Annotated in this window: 24 protein-coding genes and 1 riboswitch; of the genes, 17 read left to right on the forward strand and 7 right to left on the reverse strand. The window is 72.7% G+C overall.

Going from position 1 to position 26,063, the window contains the following annotated elements; all coding sequences use genetic code 11:
* Window positions 1–53: 53 nt before the first annotated feature.
* Window positions 54–211, forward strand: a riboswitch (cyclic di-AMP (ydaO/yuaA leader).
* A 12-nt stretch (window positions 212–223) separates the two neighbouring features.
* Entirely contained in the window at window positions 224–1,243 is a 1,020-nt protein-coding gene (locus ABH940_RS19915) for an NlpC/P60 family protein (protein WP_370069833.1), read from the forward strand.
* A 96-nt stretch (window positions 1,244–1,339) separates the two neighbouring features.
* Complete coding sequence (locus ABH940_RS19920) at window positions 1,340–1,477, forward strand: hypothetical protein (protein WP_370069831.1); 138 nt, start codon at window positions 1,340–1,342, stop codon at window positions 1,475–1,477.
* A 54-nt stretch (window positions 1,478–1,531) separates the two neighbouring features.
* Here ABH940_RS19920 and ABH940_RS19925 read toward each other — a convergent pair whose 3' ends face one another.
* Window positions 1,532–2,995: a cytosine permease gene (locus ABH940_RS19925; protein ID WP_370105869.1), complete on the reverse strand. Its 1,464-nt coding sequence runs from the start codon at window positions 2,993–2,995 to the stop codon at window positions 1,532–1,534.
* A 175-nt stretch (window positions 2,996–3,170) separates the two neighbouring features.
* Between ABH940_RS19925 and ABH940_RS19930 the strand changes: the two genes are divergently transcribed.
* The 4 genes from ABH940_RS19930 (at window position 3,171) to ABH940_RS19945 (ending at window position 7,374) form a co-directional block, all read left to right on the forward strand.
* The gene (locus tag ABH940_RS19930; protein WP_370105870.1) at window positions 3,171–4,739 is read left to right on the forward strand and encodes a PucR family transcriptional regulator; all 1,569 of its coding nucleotides are present in this window, start codon (window positions 3,171–3,173) and stop codon (window positions 4,737–4,739) included.
* A gap of 143 nt (window positions 4,740–4,882) precedes the next feature.
* Window positions 4,883–5,302 carry a DUF5959 family protein gene (locus ABH940_RS19935; protein ID WP_370105871.1) on the forward strand — a complete coding sequence of 140 codons (420 nt, stop codon included), beginning with the start codon at window positions 4,883–4,885 and terminating at the stop codon, window positions 5,300–5,302.
* A 192-nt stretch (window positions 5,303–5,494) separates the two neighbouring features.
* Window positions 5,495–6,469: an agmatinase gene (gene speB, locus ABH940_RS19940; protein ID WP_370069823.1), complete on the forward strand. Its 975-nt coding sequence runs from the start codon at window positions 5,495–5,497 to the stop codon at window positions 6,467–6,469.
* An 86-nt stretch (window positions 6,470–6,555) separates the two neighbouring features.
* Window positions 6,556–7,374 (forward strand): nitrilase-related carbon-nitrogen hydrolase, encoded by an 819-nt coding sequence (locus ABH940_RS19945; RefSeq protein ID WP_370105872.1) that lies wholly within the window; start codon window positions 6,556–6,558, stop codon window positions 7,372–7,374.
* 32 nt (window positions 7,375–7,406) lie between these two features.
* Here ABH940_RS19945 and ABH940_RS19950 read toward each other — a convergent pair whose 3' ends face one another.
* A complete protein-coding gene (locus ABH940_RS19950) occupies window positions 7,407–8,468 on the reverse strand; it encodes a protein kinase family protein (RefSeq protein WP_370105873.1) in 1,062 nt (353 codons plus the stop codon).
* Between the two features lie 209 nt (window positions 8,469–8,677).
* Between ABH940_RS19950 and ABH940_RS19955 the strand changes: the two genes are divergently transcribed.
* Window positions 8,678–9,340: an NAD(P)H-binding protein gene (locus ABH940_RS19955; RefSeq protein WP_370069817.1), complete on the forward strand. Its 663-nt coding sequence runs from the start codon at window positions 8,678–8,680 to the stop codon at window positions 9,338–9,340.
* 70 nt (window positions 9,341–9,410) lie between these two features.
* Window positions 9,411–11,531 (forward strand): primosomal protein N', encoded by a 2,121-nt coding sequence (locus ABH940_RS19960; RefSeq protein ID WP_370105874.1) that lies wholly within the window; start codon window positions 9,411–9,413, stop codon window positions 11,529–11,531.
* A gap of 362 nt (window positions 11,532–11,893) precedes the next feature.
* Here ABH940_RS19960 and ABH940_RS19965 read toward each other — a convergent pair whose 3' ends face one another.
* The gene (locus ABH940_RS19965) at window positions 11,894–12,466 is read right to left on the reverse strand and encodes a hypothetical protein (RefSeq protein WP_370105875.1); all 573 of its coding nucleotides are present in this window, start codon (window positions 12,464–12,466) and stop codon (window positions 11,894–11,896) included.
* Window positions 12,467–12,751: 285 nt separating this feature from the next.
* Between ABH940_RS19965 and def the strand changes: the two genes are divergently transcribed.
* Window positions 12,752–13,297, forward strand: coding sequence for a peptide deformylase (gene def / locus ABH940_RS19970; protein ID WP_370069811.1), 546 nt, complete (start codon window positions 12,752–12,754; stop codon window positions 13,295–13,297).
* A gap of 102 nt (window positions 13,298–13,399) precedes the next feature.
* Window positions 13,400–14,326 (forward strand): methionyl-tRNA formyltransferase, encoded by a 927-nt coding sequence (fmt, locus tag ABH940_RS19975; RefSeq protein ID WP_370069809.1) that lies wholly within the window; start codon window positions 13,400–13,402, stop codon window positions 14,324–14,326.
* A gap of 68 nt (window positions 14,327–14,394) precedes the next feature.
* On the opposite strand, the gene ABH940_RS19980 is transcribed toward fmt, so the two are convergent.
* Window positions 14,395–15,876, reverse strand: a complete 1,482-nt coding sequence (locus ABH940_RS19980; RefSeq protein ID WP_370105876.1) for a PstS family phosphate ABC transporter substrate-binding protein — start codon at window positions 15,874–15,876, stop codon at window positions 14,395–14,397.
* Window positions 15,877–16,242: 366 nt separating this feature from the next.
* Here ABH940_RS19980 and ABH940_RS19985 point away from each other — a divergent pair, with 366 nt between their 5' ends.
* The 3 genes from ABH940_RS19985 to ABH940_RS19995 all read left to right on the forward strand — a co-directional run bounded on the left by ABH940_RS19985 (window position 16,243) and on the right by ABH940_RS19995 (window position 20,080).
* On the forward strand, window positions 16,243–17,691 hold the full coding sequence (locus ABH940_RS19985; RefSeq protein ID WP_370069805.1) for an RsmB/NOP family class I SAM-dependent RNA methyltransferase: 1,449 nt from the start codon (window positions 16,243–16,245) through the stop codon (window positions 17,689–17,691).
* 119 nt (window positions 17,692–17,810) lie between these two features.
* Complete coding sequence (rpe, locus tag ABH940_RS19990; RefSeq protein ID WP_370069803.1) at window positions 17,811–18,494, forward strand: ribulose-phosphate 3-epimerase; 684 nt, start codon at window positions 17,811–17,813, stop codon at window positions 18,492–18,494.
* Window positions 18,495–18,619: 125 nt separating this feature from the next.
* On the forward strand, window positions 18,620–20,080 hold the full coding sequence (locus tag ABH940_RS19995; protein WP_370069801.1) for a GuaB1 family IMP dehydrogenase-related protein: 1,461 nt from the start codon (window positions 18,620–18,622) through the stop codon (window positions 20,078–20,080).
* 15 nt (window positions 20,081–20,095) lie between these two features.
* Here ABH940_RS19995 and ABH940_RS20000 read toward each other — a convergent pair whose 3' ends face one another.
* Window positions 20,096–20,842 carry a DUF5995 family protein gene (locus tag ABH940_RS20000; protein ID WP_370105877.1) on the reverse strand — a complete coding sequence of 249 codons (747 nt, stop codon included), beginning with the start codon at window positions 20,840–20,842 and terminating at the stop codon, window positions 20,096–20,098.
* Window positions 20,843–20,926: 84 nt separating this feature from the next.
* Here ABH940_RS20000 and ABH940_RS20005 point away from each other — a divergent pair, with 84 nt between their 5' ends.
* Complete coding sequence (locus ABH940_RS20005) at window positions 20,927–21,715, forward strand: metallophosphoesterase (protein ID WP_370105878.1); 789 nt, start codon at window positions 20,927–20,929, stop codon at window positions 21,713–21,715.
* Between the two features lie 16 nt (window positions 21,716–21,731).
* Here ABH940_RS20005 and ABH940_RS20010 read toward each other — a convergent pair whose 3' ends face one another.
* Window positions 21,732–22,586: an NAD-dependent epimerase/dehydratase family protein gene (locus ABH940_RS20010; protein WP_370069795.1), complete on the reverse strand. Its 855-nt coding sequence runs from the start codon at window positions 22,584–22,586 to the stop codon at window positions 21,732–21,734.
* Window positions 22,587–22,739: 153 nt separating this feature from the next.
* Here ABH940_RS20010 and ABH940_RS20015 point away from each other — a divergent pair, with 153 nt between their 5' ends.
* The 3 genes from ABH940_RS20015 (at window position 22,740) to ABH940_RS20025 (ending at window position 25,099) form a co-directional block, all read left to right on the forward strand.
* Window positions 22,740–23,624, forward strand: a complete 885-nt coding sequence (locus ABH940_RS20015; RefSeq protein ID WP_370105879.1) for a helix-turn-helix transcriptional regulator — start codon at window positions 22,740–22,742, stop codon at window positions 23,622–23,624.
* 85 nt (window positions 23,625–23,709) lie between these two features.
* Window positions 23,710–24,522 (forward strand): DUF4037 domain-containing protein, encoded by an 813-nt coding sequence (locus ABH940_RS20020; protein ID WP_370105903.1) that lies wholly within the window; start codon window positions 23,710–23,712, stop codon window positions 24,520–24,522.
* Between the two features lie 31 nt (window positions 24,523–24,553).
* On the forward strand, window positions 24,554–25,099 hold the full coding sequence (locus ABH940_RS20025; RefSeq protein WP_370105880.1) for a DUF6817 domain-containing protein: 546 nt from the start codon (window positions 24,554–24,556) through the stop codon (window positions 25,097–25,099).
* A gap of 11 nt (window positions 25,100–25,110) precedes the next feature.
* Here the strand turns inward: ABH940_RS20025 and ABH940_RS20030 are convergent, their stop codons facing one another.
* Entirely contained in the window at window positions 25,111–26,007 is an 897-nt protein-coding gene (locus ABH940_RS20030) for an MOSC domain-containing protein (RefSeq protein ID WP_370105881.1), read from the reverse strand.
* Window positions 26,008–26,063 lie beyond the last annotated feature (56 nt).

Below are 26,063 nucleotides of genomic sequence, written 5' to 3' on the forward strand. Positions count from 1 at the left end.
GGGCCGTGACGGTCCCGCCGAGTTCGACCTGCGGCGCGGGGGTTCCCAGAGGCGGGACCTGCGAGCCGCGCGGTCGGAGCCGGGGAACCACGTTCCCGGGGTGAATCGGCGTCAGGGCCACCGGCGGAAGCGCGTGGTGGTGAGACGTCGTAGGGCCACTCTTCCGGTCCGAACCCGTCAGCTCACCCGGTAGGCGGACAAGGAAGAACGGAGTCCGCCCGTCGTGGCGTCCCACCGTCGTGCCAAGGCGCCCAGTCGCGCCCGCGTCACCCTCGTCACCGCTGCGGCGGCCACCGGCGTCGTGCTCTCCGCGCAGGCCGCCCAGGCCGCGCCCACACCGTCCACCGGCCAGCTCAAGGCGCAGCTCGACCAGCTCAACAACGAGACCGACAAAGCGGTCCAGAGCTACGACCAGGTCCAGGAGCAGGCCCAACAGCTCCAGCAGAAGGTGTCCGTGCTCCAGGACGAGATCGCCAGGGAGCAGGCCAAGGTGAACGTCCTGCTGGAGGGCGTCGGCACCTTGGCCGCGACGCAGTACGCGAACGGCAGCGTCGATCCGACCGTTCAGCTGCTGCTCAGTGCGAGCCCGGACGACTTCCTCGCCAAGGCGTCCACCATGGACGAGGTGAGCCAGAGCCAGACCGACCAGCTGGCCCAGCTCCAGGCGGAGGAGAAGATCCTCGACACGGAGAAGGCCCAGGCGGAGTCGGAGCTGGGCCGACTCGACGCCATGCTGCAGCAGGCCGCGGCGGCCAAGGCCGCGGTCATGCAGAAGGTCGCACAGACCCAGAAGCTCCTCGACTCCGTCACCGCCGCCCAGCGTGCGACGTTGACCGGCGGCGGCTCCCAGGGCAGCACCACGACCCCGAACCTCAGCGGCGCGACGCCCGGCGACTCGATCGAGATGGCGGCGTTCGCCGCGGCCAAGACACGCATCGGCCTGCCGTACCACTGGAGTTATGACGGACCGGACCAGTTCGACTGCTCGGGTCTGATGATGTGGTCCTACGCCCAGGCCGGCTACCAGCTGGGCCGGGACACCTACTCCCAGCTCACCTACGGGACCCCGGTCACCTCGGTGGCCGACCTGCGGGTGGGTGACCTGGTCTTCTTCAACGGCGGCGAGCACGTCGGGATGTACGCGGGCAACGGCTATATCCTCCACGCCCCGCACACCGGCGCCTTCGTCCGCTTCGAGCCCATGGCGACGGTCGGCACGATCTACGCGATGCGGCACATCTAGGCACGTGCGTTCACTGTGCTCGGTACGACGGATCCGTCCTCGGATCCGTCGTACGCTCGCGGACTGCTCACGCCTGCGCCGTGATGTGATGCGTGCATGGAACTCGATCCCAAGCGCCTGTTGGTCCTTCACGCGCTTGCCGAGGCCGGGGGCGTCGCCGCAGCTGCGCGGTGGCTTGCGGTGAGCCGACGCCGAATACTGGCCGACGCCGACGCGCTGGGCCGCACCGTCTGACGACGACCGGTTCGGGTGCGCGAGCGGGACGGGCTCGCGCACCCGGACGGGCCGTCAGGCCGCGAGGGCCAGGTTTCGGCGGACGGAGCCGGTCAGGGCGTAGTAGAGCCCGCCGGCGACGATCAGGCCGACGCCGAAGGAGATGTCCGCGCCGCCGAGGGCCTTGGCGATCGGGCCGGTGTAGAACGACAGCGCCATGAACGGGACCATCGCCACGATGCCGACCACGTACGAGGTGAGACCCGCCGGGGACCAGCGGCCGTACTCGCCGTTCGGGTCGAAGATGGCCGCGATGTCGTAGTGCCCGCGCCGGACCGCGTAGAAGTCGACCAGGTTGACGGCCGTCCACGGGACCAGGAAGTAGAGCATCAGCAGCAGGAAGTTGTTGAAGCTCGCCAGGTAGTTCGACGGCAGCGACAGCGCGACGACCAGCACGATCAGCTCGATCGCGACGATGCCCACGACCCGCGTACGGACGGTCGGCCGGACCTTCTTGAACGCGTCGACCGCGCTCGTCGAAGTGAGCATCGCGCCATAGGCGTTGACGCCCATGATGCCGATGATCGCCACGACCGAGACCAGCACCGCGAAGGTGCCGAAGCCGGGCAGCAGCGCGTTGCCGACGGTGCGGACGGCCGCGACCGCGTCCGCGCCGGGCAGGCGGGAGCCGAGGAGCGCGCCCAGCGACATCAGCCAGACCGCCGAGCCGGCCGCGCCGAGGTAGGTCCACCAGATCACCTTGCGGGCGGGGACGTCCTCCGGCAGGTAGCGGGAGTAGTCGGAGACGTAGACGGCATAGCTGATCTGGTAGCCGGCCGCGGCGGAGAAGACCACCAGGAACGTCGTCCAGGAGAACCCGCCGCCCGAGCCGCCGCCGTGGGCGTGCGCCCAGTGGCCGAAGACCGCGTAGACGGTCAGCACGCCGAAGACCACGATCAGGATGTACGTCAGCCAGCGCTCGACCAGGTGGATCAGGTCGTGCCCGACCACGGCCAGCACCACGGCCAGCGCGATCAGCAGCGGGTACCAGAGCCAGGTTCCGCCCGGCAGGACCGTGCGCAGTCCCTCGGTCGCCAGCACCACGTTGAAGACGTTGAAGCCGACGTAGACGAAGACCACCGCGGCGAACGGCAGCACCGCGCCGCGCAGACCGAACTGCGCGCGGGACTGGATCATCTGCGGCAGGCCCATCCGCGGGCCCTGGTTGGCGTGGAAGGCCATGAAGAAGGTGCCGAAACACGCGCCGAGGACCACGGCGAGGATCGACCAGGCGACCGGCAGGCCCAGCGTCGGGCCGAGGAAGCCGGTGACCATGGTGGTCAGCACGAAGTTGCCGGTGAACCAGAACGGGCCCTGGTGCCACACCTTGCCGTGGCGCTCCTCCGGCGGGACGTAGTCGATGGAGCGGACCTCGATCAGGCCTCCGCCACCGCCGGCGGCGCGCTGCGCGCGGGGCTCGTGCGCGGCGGTGCCGGACGGGCGTCCGCCCGGCGCTCGGGTCTCATCGGAGACGGCCATGTGCAGCCCCTCGGGACGGTGGCCGCCAGTGGGTGCGGCCAGGATGGACATCCCGGTCGGAAATCCGCCGGTTGGCACACCTTGTCACTCGTGGCGGGTCGCGGTTCCGCTCCGTTTGGGAGCGCCTGGCCATGGTGGCGTTCCATGATGGACAGCGGCGCGTAAGAATGAATCCATGCTTACTGTACGTGGCCTGCTGGCCGAACCGGGGCTCGGACTGCGCGCGGTGGCGGGCCTGGCGGGCCTGGACCGACCGCTCGCGTCCGCGCACGTCAGCGAGGTGCCCGACCCCGCGCCGTGGCTGCAGGGCGGCGAGCTGATGATGACCACCGGCATGCTGCTGAGCCCGGAGCATGCGGAGGGTTACCTCGGCCGGATCGCGGAGGCCGGGGCCAGCGCGCTGGCGCTCGGACTGGGCGCGGAACTGGCGTTCCAGCAGGCCCCGCAGTGGCTGGCGGAGGCTGCCGACCACTGCGGCCTGCCGCTGCTGGAGGTCCCGCAGCAGACCCCGTTCATCGCGGTCACCAAGGCCGTCTTCGCCCGGCTCGCGGAGGACCAGTACGCCGAGCTGGCCAAGGCGCACGACGCCCAGCGCGCGCTGACGGCCGCGGCGGCGCGCGGCGGCGGTCCCGCGCCGTTGCTGACCGCGCTGGCGCGCTCCACCGAGCGCTGGGTGGTGGTCACCGACCCGCTCGGCCATCCGCTGGTTGCCGAGCCGGCCGCGGCGGCGGAGCGGGCCGGACTGATCGACCCCGAGCTGGAGCGGCTGCGCGCGGCCGGCCTGCGCGGCGGCGCGGTCGTCTCCGGGCCGGAGGGCGAGGTGCGGGCGATGCCGCTCGGGGTGGACCGGCTGCTCGGCTTCCTGCTGGTCGGCGGCCCGAGCGCGCCCGGCACGTACGAGCGCGCGCTCGCTGCGACGGCGGCCTGCCTGCTCTCCCTCGACGCCGAGCGGACGGCCGCGGCGGGACGCCTCGCCCGGGAGGCGCGGGGCGCGGCGCTGCGGCGGTTGGTGACCGAGGAGCTCTCCGCCGAACTGGCGGACGGCCTGCTGCGGGCGGCGCGCGGCGGGGCAGGGGCGGAGACGGGCGGTCCGTCCGTTCGGCGGCTGCGGATCGGGGCGTTGCACGTGGAGGGCGCGACGGGCGACAGGGCCCCGTTGCTGGACCGGATCGCGCTGGTCGCGCCCGGCATCGCCGCGTTCGACCTGGCGGACCCGGGTCCGCGATCGGGCGGCGGCTCGGCGGGCGAACCCGTCGCGGCGGTGCTGCTGCCGGAGGAGGGCGACGTCGAGAGCGCGCTGCCGCTCGGCGAGCTCGGCGACATCCGCGTCGGCGTCAGCGCCGCCGTCCGGCCCGAGGAGGGGCCCGCCGCGCTTCGGCAGGCCCGCTACGCGCTCGGCGTCGGCCGCCGTACCGGTACCCGCGTCACGGACGCGGCGGGCGCCGGTAGTTCGGGTCTGCTGCTGTCGCTCGGCGGCCCGACGGTGCTGGCAGGTTTCGCCTCCGCGGTGCTCGACCCGCTGGAGGACATCCTCGACGGCGGCCAGACCCTCCCGACCCTGCGCGCCTTCCTCGACGCCAACGGCGCCTGGGAGGCCGCCGCGGCGGACCTCGGGGTCCACCGCCACACGCTGCGTCACCGGATCCGCCGCATCGCCCAGGCCAGCGGCCGGGACCTGGAGTCCGCGACCGAGCGGATGGACCTGGCCCTGGCCTTCCTGGCCCGCGATCTGGCCGGGGAGTGAGCTGGCCGGTCGAGCGATCTGGCCGGTTCGAGCGATCTGGTGGAGGAGTGATCGGGCCTGTCAGTCCCCAGTGTCAGGATGACGTCCACCAGCGCACCCATCCGTCTTTCCGCCTTCTCCACCGCACGAGAGCGAGCGACGCCATGACGCACCCTGCCGGCTCTGCCCCAGTGGACCTCGTCCATCTCGCAGATGCGGACGGGCACTTCATCGTCCGTATCGCCGGAGAGCCGTCGCCACTGACCAGGCACGACTCGGTGCGCGCGGAGGCACTCGCCTCCGCGAGCTTTGTCGACGCCCGGCTGGACCTCTGGCTGTTCCTGGGGCAATTGGACGAGTGGGAGGCAGGGCTGTGCGAGCTGGTCCCGGGACGGGCAGCCCAGATCGACACAGGTCGCGGGCTGGGTTTCACGCTGCACCTGCACGACAACGGATGGGCGACCGTGTCGCTGCTCGATCCGGAGCGGATAACCCTGGGGCTGGGCTTCCGAGTCGAGGATGGCTGGGTCGAGGACCACCTCGACCGGCTGGAGCAGGTGCGCCGGTTCTGGGCCGGGACGTGACACCCGCTCTACTTCGACGCCGTACGCACGCTGTACGAAATGGAATCCCACTCCTGAACCCCTGTCCGTAATGGACAGGCGCATCGAAGCAGGTCCCTGCCTATCGTTCCCACGAGGCCGAAGCTCCCCGTCCGCCGTCGCGTGGCGGGGTGCGGTGCGGCCGTAACGTGATCGTCCGAAGGAGTGCAGCGCATGCCCTCGTCGCCCTCGTCCGCAACGCCGCCGACCGGCCCCGTGCCCATCGGCCCCGTGGACTCCTCGGCCACCCCCCGCTACGCCGGGCCCGCCACCTTCGCCCGGCTGCCGCGCCGCGACCAGGTCGAGCGGGTCGACGTCGCCGTGGTCGGTGTGCCGTTCGACTCCGGTGTGTCCTACCGGCCCGGCGCGCGCTTCGGGCCGACCGCCGTGCGTGAGGCCAGCCGGCTGCTGCGTCCGTACAACCCGGCCCAGCAGGTCGCGCCGTTCGCCAAGCAGCAGGTCGCGGACTGCGGTGACATCGCGGTCAACCCGTTCGACATCACCGACGCCCTGGCCACCGTCGACGCCGCCGTCAGCGAGCTGCTGGCCGAGGGTGCGAAGCCGATCACCATCGGCGGCGACCACACCATCGCCCTGCCGCTGCTCCGCGCCGTCTCGCGGGTGCACGGCCCGGTCGCGCTGATCCACTTCGACGCGCACCTGGACACCTGGGACACCTACTTCGGCACCCCGACGACGCACGGAACGCCGTTCCGCCGCGCCGTCGAAGAGGGCCTGCTGGACACCGACGCGCTCACCCACATCGGCATCCGCGGCCCGCTCTACGGCGAGGAGGACCTGATCGCCGACGCCAGGCTGGGCTTCGGCATCGTGTCGACGATCGACGTGGCCGACCGTGGCGTCCCCGAGATCGTCGCGGGCGTCCGCGAGCGGATCGGTGACCGGCCGCTCTACGTGTCCGTCGACATCGACGTGCTCGACCCCGCGCACGCGCCGGGCACCGGCACGCCGGAGGCGGGCGGTCTGACGAGCCGTGAACTGCTGGCGATCCTGCGTGGCCTGGCCGGTCTCAACCTGGTCGGCGCGGACGTCGTCGAGGTCGCCCCGGCCTACGACCACGCCGAGATCACCGCGGTCGCGGCCTCGCACACCGCGTACGAGCTGATCTCGTTGCTGGCCCCGCGCTGAGCGGGTCGGTGGGCTGGCCGGTGGGCGGCTCGGCCGAGGAGGATGATGCGGTGACAGAACCGGTGAAGGAATCCAAGGACACCGCAGTGAGGACCACGCGGGTCGCCTGCTGCCAGCTCGCCCCGGTGATGGGCGAGTCGGCGGCCAACCGTGCCGCCACCCTGGCGGCGATCGAGTCGGCCGCCGAGGCCGGGGCGCGGATCGTGGTGCTGCCCGAACTCCCGGTCAGCGGATACGTCTTCGCCGACCCGGCGGAGGCGCTCGCGCTGGCCGAGCCGGTCGACGGCCCGTCCGTCACCGCCTGGGCGGAGGCCGCCGCGCGCCACGACGTGGTCGTGGTCGGTGGCCTCTGCGAGGCGGCCCCGGACGGAACGCTGCGCAACTCGGCCGTCCTGCTGGACCGTTCGGGCCTCCGGGCGGTCTACCGCAAGGTGCACCTGTGGGACGCGGAGAAGCTGTTCTTCACGCCCGGCAACGCGGCCCCGCCCGTCGTCGACACGCCGCACGGCCGGATCGGCGTGATGGTCTGCTACGACCTCGAGTTCCCCGAGTGGGTGCGCAAGCCCGCGCTGGCCGGCGCGGAGCTGCTCTGCGCGCCGGTCAACTGGCCCGCGGAGCCCCGCCCTGAGGGCGAGCACCCGGGCGAGGTCGTCCGCGTCCAGGCGGACGCGATGGTCAACCGCCTCCCGATCGCCGTCGCCGACCGCGCGGGCCACGAGCGCGGCGTCGACTGGACCGGCGGCTCGGTCATCGTCGACGCCGACGGCTGGCCCCTCGTCCTGGTCTCGGAGGGCACGGACGCCACCCAGATCCTCATCGCGGACGTCGACCTGACAGCCTCCCGCGACAAGCGCATCAGCGCCCGCAACGACGTCCACGCCGACCGTCGTCCCTGGCTGTACTAGGCCCTCGCTCCACCAGGCCTTGCGGCCGGGCGTTACCCCTTCCCGCTGAGCCGGTGGATCTCCTTCAGTGGGTAGGGGGTCCGTCGGCTCTCGCGCTGGAAGGCGAGGTTGAACTCGGACATCACCGCGGCGATCGGCGCGTGCCGGGTGAGGATCGCAGCGGCCTCCTCTGAGATCCCGGTCGGGAGCTCGCCACCCGCGAAGGCGCGCACCAGTGCGTACCGCTCCTCGCGGTCCTCCCTCCGGAACCCGTGGAGCGCGGTGACCAGCCAGTTCACCAGGTAGGTGGCGGTGTAACAGCGGTCGTAGGTCTGGTGCCGGGCGAAGAAGTCGGCCTCCTCCCGCGACAGCTCGAACCCGGAGGAGAGGGCGAGGCCGTAGTCCGCGAAGTAGAGACGCTGACCGTCCGTCAGGATGTTCTCGAAGTGCGCGTCGAAGTGGAGCAGCCCGCGGCTGTTCATGAACGAGACGCCGGCTTCCAGCTCCCGCTCCACCATGGCGCAGGCCCGGTCGGCAGCCTCGTCACCCGCCTCGATCTGCGTGCCCAGCCACTGGTGCAGGTTCTGCGGGAGGTACTCCAGGAACAGGGCGATGCTCGCCGAGGACTGCTCAAGCGCCCTGATCCGGCTCCGCACCTGCGCTCCGCCGCCCCAGTAGCTGACGGCCCGTTCGATGTCGGCCAGCTCCTCGGGCAGCGGTGTCGAGTCCGGCAGCACGCGCCAGTGGTACATCAGCGGGAAGCCCTCGTGTTCGGCCGCAAGCACCCAGTTCGTCGTCATGGTGTGCACCGCGAGTTCTCGCCAGGCCCCGAACCCGGGCCCGCCGATGGTGCCGACGCCGTACTGACAGAAGACGGGCAGGTCGAACAGGTTCGCCGTGGACCGGATGTGCTCGGCCTGTCGCTCCAGGTCGGTCAGAGGTATCCGCTTCACGAAGACCGGGGTTCCGGCGACCTCCAGCAGAGCTGACTTCCCGCCGAGGCCGGACCCGATCGGCGTGGCCGCGTCCAGGAGCTCCCGGAGCGCCCGGTCACTGTGCAGAGCCAGGGAGGTGGAGACGGCACCATGGGCGCTCAGCCGCGCACCACGCGACATGTCCGGACACTTCACTGCAGCCTCCCCCTGGGCGCAGACCCCGATTCCGCACCTCTGTGCCGCACCCTAGCCTGAGCGACCGACACGCTGCGGCGGCCTGCGGCCGGGTGACGGGCCGGGCCTGCGCACCGGGGATATCGTGCGAACTGCCCGACCCGACTCGATCCGACTCAACCCGAGCCTGACCCACAACGATCGGAGGAGCGCCCGTGCGCGTCGTCATCGCCGGAGGCCACGGCCAGATCGCCCTGCACCTGGCCCGTGAGCTGGCCCGCCGTGGGGACACCGCGGTCGGCCTGATCCGCAAGCCGGAGCAGGCGGACGACCTCAGGGCTGCGGGCGCGCAGCCCGTCGTGCTCGACCTGGAGCGGTCCACCGTCGAGCAGGTCGCCGCCGTGCTGCGCGAACAGCGGGCCGACGCCGCGCTGTTCGCCGCAGGCGCGGGGCCGGGGAGCAGCGCGGAGCGGAAGTACACGGTGGACCGGGACGGTTCGGTGCTGCTGGCGAGCGCGGCGGAGCTGGCGGGCGTTCGTCGCTTCCTGCAGATCTCCACCATGGGAGCGGGCCACCCGCCGGCGGCGGGATCGGACGACATCTGGGCCGCCTACATCGAGGCCAAGACCCAGGCCGAGGACGACCTGCGTGCCCGCGACCTGGACTGGACCGTCCTACGTCCCGGCCGCCTGCTCGACACCCCGTCCACCGGGGCCGTCACCCTGGCCGGTCCGCCGCTCGCCGGTGGATCCGTCCCGCGCGCGGACGTCGCGCTCGTCCTTGCCGAACTCCTCACCACCGGCGCCGCCGCGCAGCGGACGCTGGAGCTGACGTCCGGCCCGACGCCGGTCGCCGAAGCGGTCCGCGACCTGGGCTGACACCGCACGCCGGCACCGACCGGCGAGCGGCTCGGAGCTGTCGCTGGCATCTGGTAGGACTGGGGGAGCGATGACCCACTCCGAACCTTCCCCCTCTTCGGCTGAAGCCGAGGGCCCCGGCGAGCAGCTCGAACTGATCCGGGCTGAGCTGCGGCGTGCCAAGTCGCGCCCAAAGCCCAAGCCGACGGCGGAGACGCTGCCGGTGGCGCGGGTCGTCGTGGACAAGGGTCTCTCGCATCTCGACCAGTACTTCGACTACTCCGTGCCCGCCCGTCTGGACGCCACCGCACAGCCGGGCGTCCGGGTTCGGGTCCGGTTCGGGGGGCGGGTGGTCAAGGGGCAGGGCCGGCGCGAGGGCGGCAAGCTCGTCGACGGGTACATCGTGGCGCGGCTCGCGGAGAGCGATTTCTCCGGGCCGCTCGCCCCGCTGGCCCAGGTGCTGTCGGAGGAGCGGGTGCTCACGCCCGAGTTGCTCGCCCTCTGCCGCGCCGTCGCCGACCGCTACGCCGGCACGCTCGCCGACGTCCTCCAGCTCGCCGTGCCGCCGAAGCACAACCGGCCCGAGGCCGAGCCCGCATCCGAGCCCCCGCAGCGGCCGGAGGCGCCGGAGCCGGGCAGCTGGTCGCGCTACCAGGAGGGCGCAACGTTCCTGCAGGCCCTGGCCGAGGGCGAGTCGCCGCGGGCGGTCTGGTCCGCGCTGCCGGGGCCGACCTGGCCCGACGAGCTGGCCCGCGCCGTCGCGGCGACGCTGGCCTCCGGGCGGGGCGCACTCGTGCTGCTGCCGGACGGGCGCGCCGTCGCACGGGTCGACGTGGCGCTCCAGGAGCTGCTCGGTGAGAACCAGCACGTGGCGCTGACCGCCGAGTTGGGCGCGGAGGAGCGGTACCGTCGCTGGCTCTCCGCGAGCCGGGGCGCGGTGCGGGCCGTCGTCGGTACCCGGGCCGCGATGTTCGCGCCGGTCGCGGACCTCGGCCTGGTCGCCGCCTGGGACGACGGCGACGGTTCGCACAGCGAGCCGCACGCGCCCCAGCCGCACGCCCGCGACGTACTGCTGCTGCGTGCCGCAGAGGCCGGTGCGGCGGTGCTGGTCGGCGGTTTCGCCGTCACCGTCGAGGGCGCACAGCTGCTCCGTACCGGCTGGGCCCGCCCGTTGGCCGCGCCGCGCGCAGAGGTGCGGGCGGCAGCCCCGCTGGTCCGCACCGTCGGCGACCACGACCAGGCCGGCGACGCGGCGGCGCTCGCGGCACGCCTTCCGACGCTCGCCTGGCGGGTCGCCCGGGACGCGCTCACGCACGGGCCGGTGCTGGTCCAGGTGCCGCGTCGGGGCTACGTCCCCAAGCTCGCCTGCGCCCGCTGTCGCGAGCAGGCCCGCTGCGCCCAGTGCGCGGGGCCGTTGGAGGCCCGCGACGCCAGCGGCCCGCTCAGCTGCACGTGGTGCGGGCGTCCCGAGGCCGACTGGCACTGCCGCGAGTGCGGTGGCTTCAAGCTCCGCGCGCAGGTCTTCGGTGCGCGGCGCACGGCGGACGAGCTGGGCCGTGCCTTCCCGTCAGTCCCCGTGCGGACGTCGGGACGTGACGGTGTGTTGACGTCGGTGCCGGGCACGCCGGCGATCGTCGTCTCGACCCCCGGCGCGGAGCCGGTCGCCGAGGGCGGCTACGCCGCAGCGCTGCTGCTCGACGCCTGGGTCCTGCTGGGCCGTCCCGACCTGCGCGCGGGTGAGGAGGCGCTCCGGCGCTGGCTCGGCGCGAGCGCGCTGGTCCGCGGCGCGGAGCAGGGCGGCACGGTGGTGGTCGTCGCGGAGCCGTCGCTCCGCCCGGTGCAGGCGCTGGTCCGCTGGGACCCTGCGGGTCACGCCGCGACCGAGCTCGCCGAGCGCGCGGAGCTCGGCTTTCCCCCGGTCTCCCGGATGGCCTCGGTCACCGGCGCACCGGAGGCGGTCGCGGATCTGCTCGCCCTCACCCGGCTGCCGGAAGGCACGGACCTGCTGGGCCCGGTCGCCGTCCCACCGCCCCCCGCCGCGGGACGCGGCGCGGCGACGACTCCGGAGCGGGTGGACCGCGTCCTCCTCCGCGTCTCCCCGGGCAAGGGCGCTGCGCTGGCAGCCGCGCTCAAGGCTGCGCAGGCAGCGAGGCTGGCCCGGGGGCGTGCTGAACCTGTCCGCGTCCGGGTTGACCCACCGGACATCGGCTGACGCCTGCGCGGCGGGCGCCGTGGGCAGCGGGACGTTGCACCATCAGGGGCGCGGGGCTCTGTTTATGCGCGGCTGCGCCGCGTGGGCGCGACAAGCCACCCACCCACGTGGCACGCCGAACGAGCAGGGCCATCCGCACAGGGTGGTTACTCGCGCGCAGTTGATCAAGCAGAGCCCCGCGCCCCTGATAGTGCAACCACCTGTGGGAGCGCGAAAGCACTTGTTTGTCGCGCTCCCGCGGCGGAGCCGCATATTGGTAGAGCCCCGAGCCCCTGGGTGGTAGCACGATCCCGTCGGTCCGCAAAAGATCTCGTCGCACCCCGAGGGGAACTGCAACTCCCCGTCTGCCCAAGGCCAGGGCGTCAGCCCTGGTAGCGGGGGCCGCCGGACTGGAGCGCGGGGCCGCGGCGGGCGGAGGGGATGGGCGCGCGGGAGAGGCCCTGCGGCGGGAGGGGGATCTCCGCTGCTGCCGGGAGGGGGGACGGTGACGGTGACTCAGCCACCACTGTGGAGGGGACGATCCCGGATGGTTCGTCGTCCATGGGTGATCGTTGCGCCCCGGGCTGGAGCGCCGTGCCGTCGGGTGAACCGCGGCGGACGCCGTACCTGCGGTGGACCGCCTGCTTGGTGACCCCGAGCGCGGAGCCCACCGCGTCCCAGGAGAAACCGAGCGAGCGGTCGAACTCGACTGCCGCCGCGACCAAGCCCTCCACGCTGTCGCGCAGCTCCTGCGCCAGGCGGACGGTCGGCGCGGGGGCGCGGCCGTAGACGACGAAGCCCGCGGCGGTGGTGGGGCGGCGCGGCCGGTAGACGTTGCCCAGCTGAGCGGTGAGGGTGCGCAGCGCATCGACCTGGCGGCGGACTCGTTCGATGTCCCGGACGAGCAGATGGAGGCTGGCCCTGGCGCGGGCGTCGTGCGTGGCGTGGTCGACCATGACGTGTGTGTGGCCTCTCGGACGGCGGTGGGCGGACCGCGAGGGGGAGGTTCTGGCGGTCAATCTCCTTTGACCAACGGGTGAAGTGTCGAATCGGTCACGATCGGGGGCGCGTTCGAGGGCGCGCGCGGCTTGCGTCGCAGTCGTGCAACTCGGGCGTGAGCCCCCCGACGATCGACCTCTAGACTTGTGTTTCTGTGCACGACGCTCCCTGGCCGCGCCCACGACGCGAACGGGACGAGTGTCGCCCCTGCACGCCTCCACCCAGACGACGGGAGTCCGCACGTGGCCGTCCAGCCGATCCGCATCTTCGGCGATCCGGTGTTGCGCATGAAGGCGCAGCCGGTGACCACTTTCGACAAGGAACTGCGCATTCTCGTCAAGGACCTCACCGAGACCATGAAGGACGCGCCGGGTTCCGGTCTGGCCGCCCCTCAGATCGGGGTCTCGCTGCGGGTGTTCACCTACCACGTGGACGGCGAGCTGGGCCATCTGATCAACCCGGTGCTGGACCTGACCGAGGAGCGGCAGGAGGGCGACGAGGGCTGCCTCTCGCTGCCGGGACTGACCTTCGACACCCCGCGTGCCTACGGCGTCGTGGCCAAGGGGTTCAACATGCACGGCGATCCGGTGACCGTCGAGGGCACCCAGATGCTGGCGCGCTGCATCCAGCACGAGACGGACCACCTCGACGGCATCATCTTCATCGACCGGCTGGACCGCGAGCAGCGCAAGGCCGCACTGCGGGCGATCCGCGAGGCCGAGTGGTCCGGGGAGAACGCGCCGCAGGTGCGGGTATCGCCGCACAGCACCTTCGGCCGCGCGATCTGACCCGACCGCCGGCCCAGTCCAGCCCTCAGTCCAACCCTCAGTCCAACGCTGCGGCCCGGCCGGCACCCGCTCCCGCCCGCTCCGAGAAAGGCCCCCATCCCCATGAAGCTCGTCTTCGCAGGCACCCCCGAGGTCGCCGTCCCGTCGCTGGACGCGCTGATCGCCTCCCGGCACGAGGTCGCCGCCGTGGTGACCCGGCCGGACGCCCCTGCGGGGCGCGGGCGCAAGCTGGTGGCCAGCCCGGTCGCGCAGCGCGCGGAGGAGGCGGGGATCGAGGTGCTCAGGCCGGCCAAGCCGCGCGACCCGGAGTTCCTGGAGCGGCTGGCCGAGATCGCCCCGGACTGCTGCCCGGTCGTCGCCTACGGCGCGCTGCTGCCGCAGGTCGCCCTGGACGTCCCGGCACGCGGCTGGGTCAACCTGCACTTCTCGCTGCTCCCCGCCTGGCGCGGCGCGGCCCCGGTGCAGCACGCGGTGCTGGCGGGCGACGAGGTGACGGGAGCGTCGACGTTCCTGATCGAGCGCGGCCTCGACTCCGGCCCGGTCTACGGGACGGTGACGGAGGAAATCCGTTCGGGTGACACGAGTGGGGATTTGCTGGGCCGGTTGTCAGTGTCGGGTGCCAAGCTGTTGGTCGCGACGATGGACGGGATCGAGGACGGTGTCCTGGAGGCGCGTCCGCAGCCTGCGGACGGCGTCACCCTGGCACCGAAGATCAGTGTGGAGGACGCCAGGATCGACTGGCGGGCGCCGGCGCTGCGGGTGGACCGGGTGGTGCGGGGCTGCTCGCCCGCGCCGGGCGCGTGGACGGAGTTCCGGGGCGAGCGGCTCAAGGTCGCCTCGGTGCGGCTGGCGGCGGGGCGCTCCGAGCTGGGCCCTGGCGAGGTGCTGGTGCAGAAGAACACGGTGCGGGTCGGCACGGGCTCGTACGAGATCGAGCTGGGCGAGGTCCAGCCGCAGGGCAAGAAGCGGATGACGGCGGGCGACTGGGCGCGTGGTGCCCGCGTCGAGGCGGGCGAGCGCCTGGGCTGAGGCGGGCGAGCGCCAAGGCAGGCACCGGACTGACGCTGCGTCAACGACCCTGCGTCAACGATGCTGCGTCAGCCGTTGCAGGCGCCGTCCAGCCTGGTGCCTGTCAGGTCCTGGCAGGCGATGAAGCCGTGGCCACGCAGGGCGGCGATCTCGGGGCCGCTGGTGAGGAAGTCGAGGAAGTCCGCCGTCAGCCCGGTGGGCGCGCCGTCGGTGAAGAGGTACTCGGTCGCGACGAACGGATAGCTGCCGTCCTCGACGGACGCGGTGCTCGGGATGTGCCCGTCCATCCCGATCACCTGGACGTCGGGGAAGAACGGCAGCGCGTCCGCCTCCGCGTAGCCGATCGCGTAGGGGTGCGACTCGACGTATCCGAGCAGGTCCATCGTCGAGTCCTCGCTGCAGTAGCTGTGGGAGCCGCTCGGGTTCTGCACGCCGCAGGGCCGGTTGCCCGCGGGTTCGGGGTCGACGCCGCCGAAGTACGCGTGCGCGAACGCGGTCCGGGTGCCGGAGACGTCGCTGCGGCCCACCGCGAACAGGGAGGGATGTGTGGGGTCGCCCGTGCCGCTGAACAGCTGCCGCAGGTCGTCCGCGCTGATGCCGTTCTGGCCGAAGAGATTGGGATAGGTGCTGATCAGCGCGGTGTTGGCGACCAGGGCGTAGGTGACCACCCCGACCGGGCGCGCCGTCAGGCCCGCGTAGCTGTGCTGCGAGCCGGGCAGGCCGTCCGACATGGCGACGCTGCTGCCGCTGCCCGACGTCTCCAGGTCGGCCAGGCCCTTGCCGCTGCCGTCGGCGGTGATCAGCACGGTGGCGTTCGGGCAGAGCTGCCGGTAGCTGTTCCGCGCCTGGTTGACCACGGGGGCGAAGGCCGTGGACCCCTGGAACAGGACGGTCTCGCTCGCGCAGGCCGCGCTGGGCGTGAGTGCGCTGTTGGCGAGCCGGACGCCGATCACCACGCCCGCCGCCAGGACCGCGAGCGCCACCGGCAGCGCGACGTACCAGAAGCGGGTGGGCCGTCGGTCGTGGCGGACCAGTCCGCCCTCGCGGATGCCGAAGGCGGGCTCGACCTCCATGTCCAGGCCGCGGTCACCGGAGAGCAGCAGGGTCAGCTTGAACCCGGTGCCCGGGTTGAGTGAGAACGGCGGAAGCTGGATCCGGTTCTGCGTCCGCGGGTCCACCGTGCTGTCGGCGCCCTGGGCCTTGACGTCCTCGTGGAGGCGGTCATGGTCCCGGATCTTGTAGCCCTTGATCTTCCGGTTGACGAAGGCGAAGGAGAGCGGCGTCTCCCAGTACTCCTTGAGGAACGACTGCCGGCTCGGGTTGCTCACGTCGAGGATCACCAGGCTGCCGTCGCTGATGTCGGTGCCCTGGTAGGTGATCTCCCACTTGTCGGCGCCCTTGTTGACCTCCTCGTCGTACAGCACCGACCAGGACAGCTCGCGGGGCGGATGCCAGTTGCGCCACAGCAGCCCCGCCACGGTGGTGATCGCCGCGACCAGGAGCGCGCCGAGCACCGCCTTGCTGTCGATGATGGAGTTCAGCCATCCCATGTCGTCCCCCGTCCCCGCCCACACGTGCCCGCCCGGTCCCGGCACCGCTTTTGTCTTGTGCGCACGAAGATGACAAGGACGGGCGGCCGGAACAGAGCCGTCCCGTGTCGTCAGGGTGAAGCGCATGCGACCGCTGGTGCGGGAGCGGCACAGATCTGACATTCCCTCAGGCGGCCCCGCAGCTGATCCCGTAGCCGGCCCTCGGCGCCGTCCCGGCGCGGAGGAGAGGCCCGTCATGCGGCATGATGGAACCGGTTCCTGCCCGTCTGCCCCCGCCCCCGCCGCAACGGCTGTCGGTCGGCCGTCGGCGCGGAAACCGGATAACGACCGCAGCACTTTCAGCACCGTCACGTAAGGCCGACGCACATGAGCACCCCGCCCCGCCCCGCGAATCCTGCGAAGAAGCGCCCGTACCGCAAGCCCGCGCAGGACCCGGCCCGACGGCTGGCCTTCGACGCCCTGCGTGCCGTCGACGAGCGCGACGCCTACGCCAACCTGGTCATGCCCGCGCTGCTGCGCAAGGCCGAGCAGGACGTGAACTTCACCCGCCGTGACGCGGCCTTCGCGACCGAGCTCGTCTACGGCACGCTGCGGATGCGCGGCAGCTACGATGCGATCATCGCCGCCTGCGTGGACCGCCCGCTCGGCCGGATCGACCCGCCGGTCCTCGACGTCATCTCGCTCGGCGCGCACCAGCTGCTGGCCACCCGCATCCCGACCCACGCCGCCGTCTCCGCGACCGTCGACCTGGCCCGTACCGTGTTGACGGACGGCCCGGCCAAGTTCGTCAACGCGGTGCTGCGCAAGATCTCCCAGCACGATCTGGACACCTGGCTGGAGCAGGTCGCCCCGCCCTACGAGGACGACGCGGAGGAGCACCTCGGTGTGCTCCACTCGCACCCGCGCTGGGTGGTCTCCGCGATGTGGGACGCGCTCGGCGTCTGGCAGCCGGAATCCGCCGGGCGTACGGCGATGGAGCAACTGCTCGCCGCCGACAACGACCGCCCCGCCGTCACGCTGGTCGCGCGCCCGGGCCGATCCACCGTCGCCGAGCTGCGCGAGGCGCTCGACGAGGACGCGACGGAGCCCGGACGCTGGTCCCCCTACGCGGTCCGGCTGGCCGAGGGCGGCGACCCGGCCGACCTCAACGCGGTGCGCGAGAACCGCGCCGGTGTCCAGGACGAGGGCAGCCAGCTGGTCGCCGCCGCCCTCGCCGCTGCGCCGCTGGAGGGCGGGGCGGACCGGGTCTGGCTGGACGGCTGCGCGGGCCCCGGCGGCAAGGCCGCGCTCCTCGCCGCGCTCGCTGCGGAGCGGGGCGCCGCGCTGGTCGCCTCCGAGGCCCAGCCGCATCGCGCGCGCCTGGTCGCGCGCGCCTTGGAAGGCAACCCCGGCCCGTACGCGGTGATCACCGCCGACGGCACGCGCCCGGCGTGGCAGCCCGGCAGCTTCGACCGCGTCCTGGTCGACGTCCCCTGCTCGGGCCTCGGGGCGCTCCGCCGCCGCCCCGAGGCTCGGTGGCGCCGCCGCCCGTCGGACGTCGCGAACTTCAACCCGTTGCAGCGCGCGCTTCTTCGCTCCGCGATCGACGCGACACGGCCCGGCGGTGTGGTCGGTTACGCGACCTGCTCGCCGCATCTCGCTGAGACGCGGATCGTCGTGAACGACGTCCTCAAGGGACGTGACGACGTGGAGTGGATCGACGCGCGGCCGTTGCTGCCCGGAGTGCCGGACCTGGGGGAGGGGCCGGACATCCAGCTTTGGCCGCATCTCCATGGCACCGATGCCATGTATCTGGCGTTGCTCAGGAAGAAGTAGTTCTCAACAAGGGGACGTTGCAACTTCCCAGGGGTGCGGCCCTGGCGAGGTGCAACGTCCCCTTGTCGTAAGCCGTACGGCATGATGGGCAGGAGATCGTCTACCCGAGAGTGCGTGAGATGCCCCAGATCTGTCCCAGCATCCTGTCCGCCGACTTCGCCCGCCTTGCGGCGGAGGCGGAGGCCGTACGCGGGGCCGACTGGCTGCACGTGGACGTGATGGACAACCACTTCGTGCCGAACCTGACCCTGGGCCTGCCCGTCGTGGAATCCCTGCGCAAGGCCACGGACATCCCGCTCGACTGCCACCTGATGATCGAGGACCCGGACCGCTGGGCCCCGCAGTACGCGGAGGCGGGCGCGGGGTCGGTCACGTTCCACGTCGAGGCCGCCAGCGCGCCGATCCGGCTCGCGCGCGACCTGCGTGCCCTCGGTTCCCGTGCCTCGATGGCGCTGCGGCCCGCGACGCCGATCGAGCCGTACGAGGACCTGCTGCCCGAGCTGGACATGCTGCTGATCATGACGGTGGAGCCCGGGTTCGGCGGACAGTCGTTCCTCGACATCATGCTGCCCAAGATCCGCCGGACCCGGCAGCTGATCGACCGTCATGGCCTGCAGCTCTGGCTCCAGGTGGACGGTGGCGTCTCCGCGTCCACCATCGAGCGCTGCGCCGACGCCGGCGCGGACGTCTTCGTCGCCGGGTCCGCCGTGTACGGTGCGGACGACCCGGCGGCGGCCGTCGCCGCACTGCGGGGGCAGGCGCAGGCCGCAACGGAGAGCGCGCCCTGGGTTCGCGCGCTCTGACGGCAACTGCTTGTAGCTAGCTACAATCCCATATGGATGATCCTCCAAGGCGCTGCCGGTTTTTCGGCCGATGCCTTGGAGCGTTGTGCCATGAACCGGAGTTCACAGATCCGTACGCTGGAGTCATGCGGTTCTTGAATCCCGGCACGGGTGCGCTGGACGATCGTCCCTCCGTTCCTTACGACCTCACGTACGACGACGTCTTCATGGTCCCCAGCCGTTCGGCGGTCGGTTCCCGCCAGGCGGTGGACCTGTCCAGCCACGACGGGACCGGGACCACGATCCCGCTGGTCGTGGCCAACATGACCGCGGTGGCCGGTCGCCGGATGGCCGAGACCGTGGCCCGCCGCGGCGGCCTGGTCGCGATCCCGCAGGACATCCCGATCGACGTCGTCTCCGATGTCGTCGCCTGGGTCAAGCAGCGCCACCTGGTCCACGACACCGCCGTGACGCTCGCGCCCGGCGCGACCGTCGGCGAGGCGATGTCGCTGCTGCACAAGCGTGCCCACGGCGCGCTGGTCGTGGTCGAGGACGGCAAGCCGGTCGGTGTGGTCACGGAGGCCGACTGCAAGGGCGTGGACCGCTTCACCAGCCTCTCCGCCGTGATGACCAAGGAGCTGCTGCTCCTGGAGGAGGGCATCGACCCGCGCGACGCGTTCGAGCGCCTCTCCGGTGCCCACCGCAAGCTGGCGCCGGTCGTCGACTCCCGTGGTGACCTGGTCGGCATCCTCACCCGCAAGGGTGCACTGCGGGCCACCCTCTACCGCCCCGCCGTCGACGCCGACGGCAAGCTGCGGATCGCCGCGACCGTCGGCATCAACGGCGACGTGGCCGGCAAGGCCAAGTCGCTGCTGGAGGCCGGGGCCGACGTGCTGGTGGTCGACACCGCGCACGGCCACCAGGAGTCCATGATCAATGCGCTGCAGGCGGTGCGCGGTCTCGACCCGCAGGTGCCGATCGTCGCGGGCAACGTCGTCTCCGCGGTCGGCGTGCGCGACCTGGTCGAGGCGGGCGCTGACATCCTCAAGGTGGGCGTCGGCCCCGGTGCCATGTGCACCACCCGGATGATGACCGGCGTCGGTCGCCCGCAGTTCTCCGCTGTGCTGGAGTGCGCCGCCGAGGCGCGCCGCCTGGGCAAGCACGTCTGGGCCGACGGGGGCGTCCGCCACCCGCGCGACGTCGCGATGGCGGTGGCCGCCGGTGCGTCGAACGTGATGATCGGCTCCTGGTTCGCCGGGACCTACGAGTCGCCGGGCGACCTCCAGACCTCGGCCGACGGTCGCCAGTACAAGGAGAGCTTCGGCATGGCCTCGGCGCGCGCCGTGCGCAACCGGACCGCCGAGGAGTCCAACTACGACCGGGCCCGCAAGGCGCTGTTCGAGGAGGGCATCTCCACCTCGCGGATGTTCCTCGACCCGGCGCGTCCGGGCGTCGAGGACCTGATCGACTCGATCATCGCGGGCGTCCGCTCCTCCTGCACCTACGCCGGTGCGGACTCGCTGGAGGACTTCCACCAGAAGGCGATCATCGGCGTCCAGAGCGCCGCCGGTTACGCCGAGGGCAAGCCGCTGCATGCCAGCTGGTAGGCCGATCACAGCTCCTCAGAGCCGCTGTCTGCTGACTCCCGCCAGGGGCGTGAGCAGGCAGCGGCTCACCATTCCGGTGGAGCGGTCCAGCGCGGCTGCCGCTGCGGCGAAGGCCTCGGGGTGGTCGCGCAGCTCCCAGAGCATCCGGGCCGAGGCCCAGGCGGCGTCCCGCGCGGCGTCGATACTCCACGAGCCGAGCAGGTGCAGCAGCGGGTCGGTGACGTCCAACTCCTGCGGCAGCGGCAGCAGTTCCTCGCGGATCCGGTCCTCGACGGCGGCCAGCACGTCGTTGATCCGGTGGAAGTCCACGGCCAGGTCGTCGGGCGCGCACTCCAGCGACGCGCACGTCTCGACGACCGAGAGCGGCAGGTCGTGCTCGATATGGCTGTTGATGCCCGACAGGGCGAACTGCACCGGCAGGATGTCCGGGTGGTGGCGCAGGTCCAGCAGTGGCCGCCAGCAGGCGGGCGGCGCGGACGCGTCGGCGGCGAGCGCGCCCAGGAAGCGGTCGGCGAAGAGGGTGGAGAGCCGCGCCACGTCGACGGGTGATCGGAACCAGCCCTCGTCGCCGAGGCGGTCGGTCACCGCGTCCGTCACCTGCAGGTACACCTCGCCGAAGACGCCCACCCCGTCCCCGGGCGGAAGGCCGCCGGTGGCGTCACCGATCCGGGCCGCCACGACGGTGACGGCGTCGGCGGGCGCGGTGCTCGGTTCGACGGCGTCCGTGGGCCCCGTCGTGTCGGTGGCGTCCAGGGTGTCCATGGCGCAAGCGTGCCAAGCCGGTGCGGTGGTGGGCGATCCGCCAGGCGGGTGGTCCGTGTCAGGGGGTGCCCGTAAGGTGGCTGAATGATCGTCATCGCGCAGCTGAGCGACATCCACATCGACGCCGGACGCCGCAGCGCGGCCCGGACCCGCGCCGTCATGCGGTACCTGGACCGGCTGCCCTACGACCTCGACGCGGTGGCGGTCACCGGTGACATCGCCGACCACGGCGCGCCCGACGAGTACGCGCGGGCGCGCACGCTGCTGACATCCCGGCACCCGGTCCTGGTCTGCCCCGGCAACCACGACGCGCGCGGCCCGTTCCGGCGGGTGTTGCTGGGTGAGCCGGAGCAGGGGGCGGAGACAGATCCCGAAGCAGACCGCGCGCCGGTCAACCGGGTGCTGGAGACCGAGCGGTTCGTCCTCGCGCTCTGCGACTCCTCCGTCCCGGGCGAGCATCACGGGCGGCTCGACGACTCCACCCTCGCCTGGCTCGACGGCGTGCTGACCCGGAGCCGGCCCGAGCTCCCCGTCCTGGTCGGGTTCCACCACCCGCCGGTCGTCGTGCACAACTCCTACGTCGACCACATCCGGCAGGTCGACGAGGAGCGCCTGGCCGAGCTGGCGGAGCGTCACCCGAACCTGCTCGCCTTCCTTGCCGGGCACGCCCACACCCCGGTGGCGACCACCTTCGCCGGACGCCCGCTGCTGGTCGCTCCCGGCGTCGTCTCCACGCTCCGGCTGCCCTGGGAGCACGGCCCGAGCGGCTCCGGCCAGGACGGCGCCGTGCACGAGGAACTGCCGCCCGCCCTGCTCTTCCACGTCATCGGCGACGACGGACGGCTGACGACGCACTACCGCTGCGTCGTCTGAGCCCGTTCGAAGCGGGTCACAGCGCTCCGGCGTCGCGGGCGGTCCAGACGGACGGGTGGACCGGACGCCAGCCCAGCTCCTCGCGGAGGGACAGGTTGTCGGCGATGCCGTCCCACGGGTCTGTGACCGGGTTGTCCGCGTTGGCCGACGGGAAGGTGGTGCCGTTGAGCCGGTGCAGGTCCCAGGCGGTGACCGGGGCGTCGTCGGCGGCGTTGTAGGTCCGGCCCTCGATGCCCGGCGTGCGCAGCGCCCGGTACAGGGCCTGGCCCACATCGGCGTGGTGCACCATCTGCAGGCGCCGGTGGGCCGGCCAGTCCGCGATGAAGCGACCGACCTGCTCCAGATGCGGGTCGCCCTCGCCGTAGACGAAGGCGAGGCGGACGGTCACCAGCGGCAGCCCGTCCAGCGCGCGCAGCCCCGCCTCCGCCTCCGCCTTGGAGGTCGGGTAGACGCCCCAGGCCGCGTCGGGCGCGGGGACGTCCTCGGGGTGCGCCGGGCGGCCGTGGCCGGGGCCGTAGACGAGGTTGGTGCTCGTCTGCACGAAGCGCCGCACTCCCGCGTCGCGCGCTTCGCGTCCGAGGGCGATCGCGGCGTCCCGGTTCACCGCCCAGGCCTCCTCGTCGGGCACGCCACGGAACGCCGCCGCCACATTGACCACCTGGTCGACCCCGGCCAGCGCCTTGGCCCGGTCCGCCTCCTCGCGCAGATCCCCGAGAACCACCTCGGCGCCCATTCCGGCGAAGGCCGCCCCGCGCTGCTCGTCCCGCACCAGCACCCGTACGGTCTCCTCCGCGCCCGCCCACTGCGCCAGCCGGGGTACGAACCTCCGTCCGACCTGCCCCGTCGCGCCGGTCACCAGAATCGTGGTCATCGTCGTCACCTTCCCGCTCTCGGTTCCTGTTCCCGTTCCCGTTCTTGTTCCGGGTACCAGCCTGCGACCTGCGGAACGGGCGTGGGAGAGACCTGCTGATCGGGGGACCGGCGATCCCTGGTTGTGCCGGACCCGAGCGACGACCATGGAGGCATGGACCGTAGAGAACGCACGGACCGGGCCGCGCTGGCCGACTTCCTGCGCCATGCCCGGACCCGGCTGGCACCGGCCGACGTCGGCCTGCCGGACGGTGCCCGTCGGCGCACGCCCGGCCTGCGGCGCGAGGAGGTCGCCTCACTGGCCGGGATGTCGGTCGACTACTACACGCGGCTGGAGCAGCAACGCGGTCCGCAGCCGTCCCCGCAACTGCTCGCCTCGCTGGCGAGGGCGCTGCGGCTCAGCGAGGACGAGCGCGACCATCTCTTCCACCTGGTCGGCCACGCGCCGCCGCGCACGACGACGGTCGCCGACCACGTCCGTCCGGGGCTGCTGCTGATCCTGGACCGGCTGTGGGACGTCCCGGCGGCGGTGCACTCGGCGCTCGGCGACGTGCTCGTGCAGAACCCGATGGCCAAGGCGGTGTGGGGCGACATCGACACGGGCGACCCGGAGGCGCGCAACCTGTTCTGGCGCTGGTTCACCGAGCCCGGTTTCCGGGACCGGAGCCCTGAGGACGAGCACGACCGTCTGTCCCGCGCCCACGCCGCGCACCTGCGCGCGGTCGCCACGGCCCGCCCGGACGACCCGCGTGCCCAGCGGCTGGTGCGGCGACTGCTGGCGGCCTCACCGGAGTTCGCCCGGCTCTGGGCCGACCACGACGTGGCGGTGCGCCGGAGCGACGTCAAGACCGTCCTGCACCCGGTCGTCGGCGCATTGGAGCTCAACTGCGAGATCCTCGTCGACGACGGCGGCGACCAGCGTCTCCTCGTCCACACGGCGAAGCCGGGCAGCGTGACGCAGGAACGCCTGGAACTGCTGCGCGTCATCGGCCTCCAGGACCTCACCGGCCCGGAGCCGACATCCGGCGGACGCGCGTAACTACCTGCCTGCGTCAGCCGGGTGATGAGAGACTCCCGGGGTGACAGGTGCGGTTGAGGCCACGATCGAGGCGCGGATCGCGCGCATGGCGCGGCAGTTGACGGGGGTTCACGGCGTCGTCGGGGTGATGCTCGGCGGCAGCCGGGCGCGTGGCGAGGCGCGGCCCGAGTCGGACTGGGATCTCGGCGTCTACTACCGCGGCACGCTCGACCTGGACGCCCTACGCGCGCTCGCGGCTGCGGCCGAGCCGCGCGCCGAGGTGCCGGGCGATGAGGTGGCGGGTCCGGGCGGCTGGGGGCCGTGGGTGAACGGCGGTGCCTGGCTGACGGTGGACGGCGTCCCGGTGGACTGGATCCTGCGCGATGTCGACCGGGTCCGCCGGATCTGGGACGACTGCCGCGCGGGCCGCTACGAGGTGGGCATCCAGCCGGGCCACCCGCTCGGCTTCTGGTCGCCCTGCTACCCGGGCGAGGTCGCGCTGGGACGCGTACTGGCCGACCCCTTCGGCGAGTTGGCCGCGCTGCGGGCCGAGACCCGCGACTACCCGGAGCCACTCCGGCAGGCCCTGTGCGACGCGGCGTGGGAGTCGGAGTTCCTCTGCGCCAATGCCCGCAAGTCCGCGGCGCGCGGCGACGTGCTGCACACCTCCCTCTGCCTGAGCCGCGCGGTCGGCGTGCTGACGCAGTCGCTCTTCGCCCATGCCCGGCGCTGGTACCTCAACGAGAAAGGGGCCTTCGCCGTGGCCGCGACGCTGCCCGCCGCGCCGCCGGACTTCACCGGCCGCGCCGCCCGACTGCTCGGCGCTGCGGGCACGACCGGGGAGCTGCTGACGGCGACGATCGCCGAGGCGGAGGAGTTGGTCGCGGACGTGCGGGAGCGCCTGGCGAGCAAGGACTGACGGGCAGTCAATGAGGAGGGAGTAGGGAAGGATGCGTCAGGAACGAGAACGGGCGCTGACGCTGCTGCGGCAGGCGGGTGCGGAGACGATCGACCACCCGGGCGGGACGCTCCTCGCCCACCTGGGCCGCGTCGACGCGCTGCTGACCTCCTGGGGCGCTCGTCCAGACCTGGCTCTCGCCGGTCTGTGTCATGCCTTCTACGGCACGGACGAGTTCCCGGTCGCCCTGCTCCCGCTCGACCGCAGGGCGGAGCTGGTGGCGGCGATCGGCACGGGCGCCGAGGAGCTCGTCCACTTCTACGCCTCCTGCGACCGCAAGGCCTCCTACCACGGCCTGACGGACGGGACCGCGCCGTTCGTGGACCGCTTCACCGGCCGCGCGACCTTCCCAGACCTCTCCGCCCGCCGCGACTTCGCCGAGCTGACCGCCGCCAACGAACTGGACGTCCTCGCCGCCAGCGCCGACATGCGCACCCGTCACGGTGCGTCCCTGCGCAGCCTCCTCACCCGCTGGGTGCCGCTGCTGTCGCCTGCGGCTCGTGCCCACTGCGCGACGGTGCTCGGCGTGAACGAGTAGGCCAGGCAGGATCAGTCGAACCGCACTGCGTCGCCGACGCGGACCTGACCTGGGCGGATGACCTGCGCGTACACGCCCGCGCAGGGTTCGGGGCCCATCGCGTCGAGGGGGACGACCCGGTTGTGCGCGGCGAGGACGCGGAGCGCGGCGGTGTCGCGGGGCAGGTCGCCGTGGGCGAGGGTGGGGACGGCACAGCGCGGGGTGCGGGCGACGATGCGCAGGAGCGGGGAGTCCGGGCGGTCGCCGATGCGCAGGCCTCGGCCGAGCCAGTCGTTCTCCACGAATCCCTCCGGACCGCCGTCGGACGCGGGGCGGGTGCGGAGGACCAGGTTCGGCCGGTAGCGCTCGGCCTCGACGCTGCCGCGCGGGCTCAGCGCGGCGATCCGGTCCAGTGTCGCGGTGGTGATCAGGTGCAGCGGTGCGAAGTCCACGAAGGTGCGGGGCGCGTCCGGCGGCACGCCCGCGCCCAGGCGGCCGAGGTCGACCGTGACGTCGGCCTCGACACCGCCGGCGAGCACCTCGTCCGGGCGGGCGCGGTCCAGGCTCGCGTCCGTCGGAGGAGTGTCGGTCAACGTGACCGCGCGGCCGACGACGGCGGACAGCCGGGCGCTCGACTCCCGTGCGGTGCTGGGCAGGTGTGAGCCGTCGGGAAAGGCGATGTGCACCTGGTCTGTGGCGGTGGACGCGGCGAGTGTCAGCGCCGCGCGCCACAGCCGGGGGTGTTTGGCGCTGACGACCTTTCCGGTCTCCCGGTCGAGCAGGGCCAGCCGCCGGTCGCCCTCCAGACCCGAGGCCGAGAGCCGTGCCTGCGGGACGGCCTCGCCGAGCAGGGACTTGACCGGGTGGCGCCGGAGCTGCGCCACGGTGGCGATCACGTCGGCAGGGACGTCGGGCTGATCACGGCTCATCTGCGGCAGTCTGGCGGGTGAGCGGCGTCTCGACCACCGAAATTGTCGCTCGCAGG

The organism is Streptacidiphilus sp. BW17 (assembly GCF_041262485.1).
Taxonomy (GTDB): Bacteria; Actinomycetota; Actinomycetes; order Streptomycetales; family Streptomycetaceae; genus Streptacidiphilus.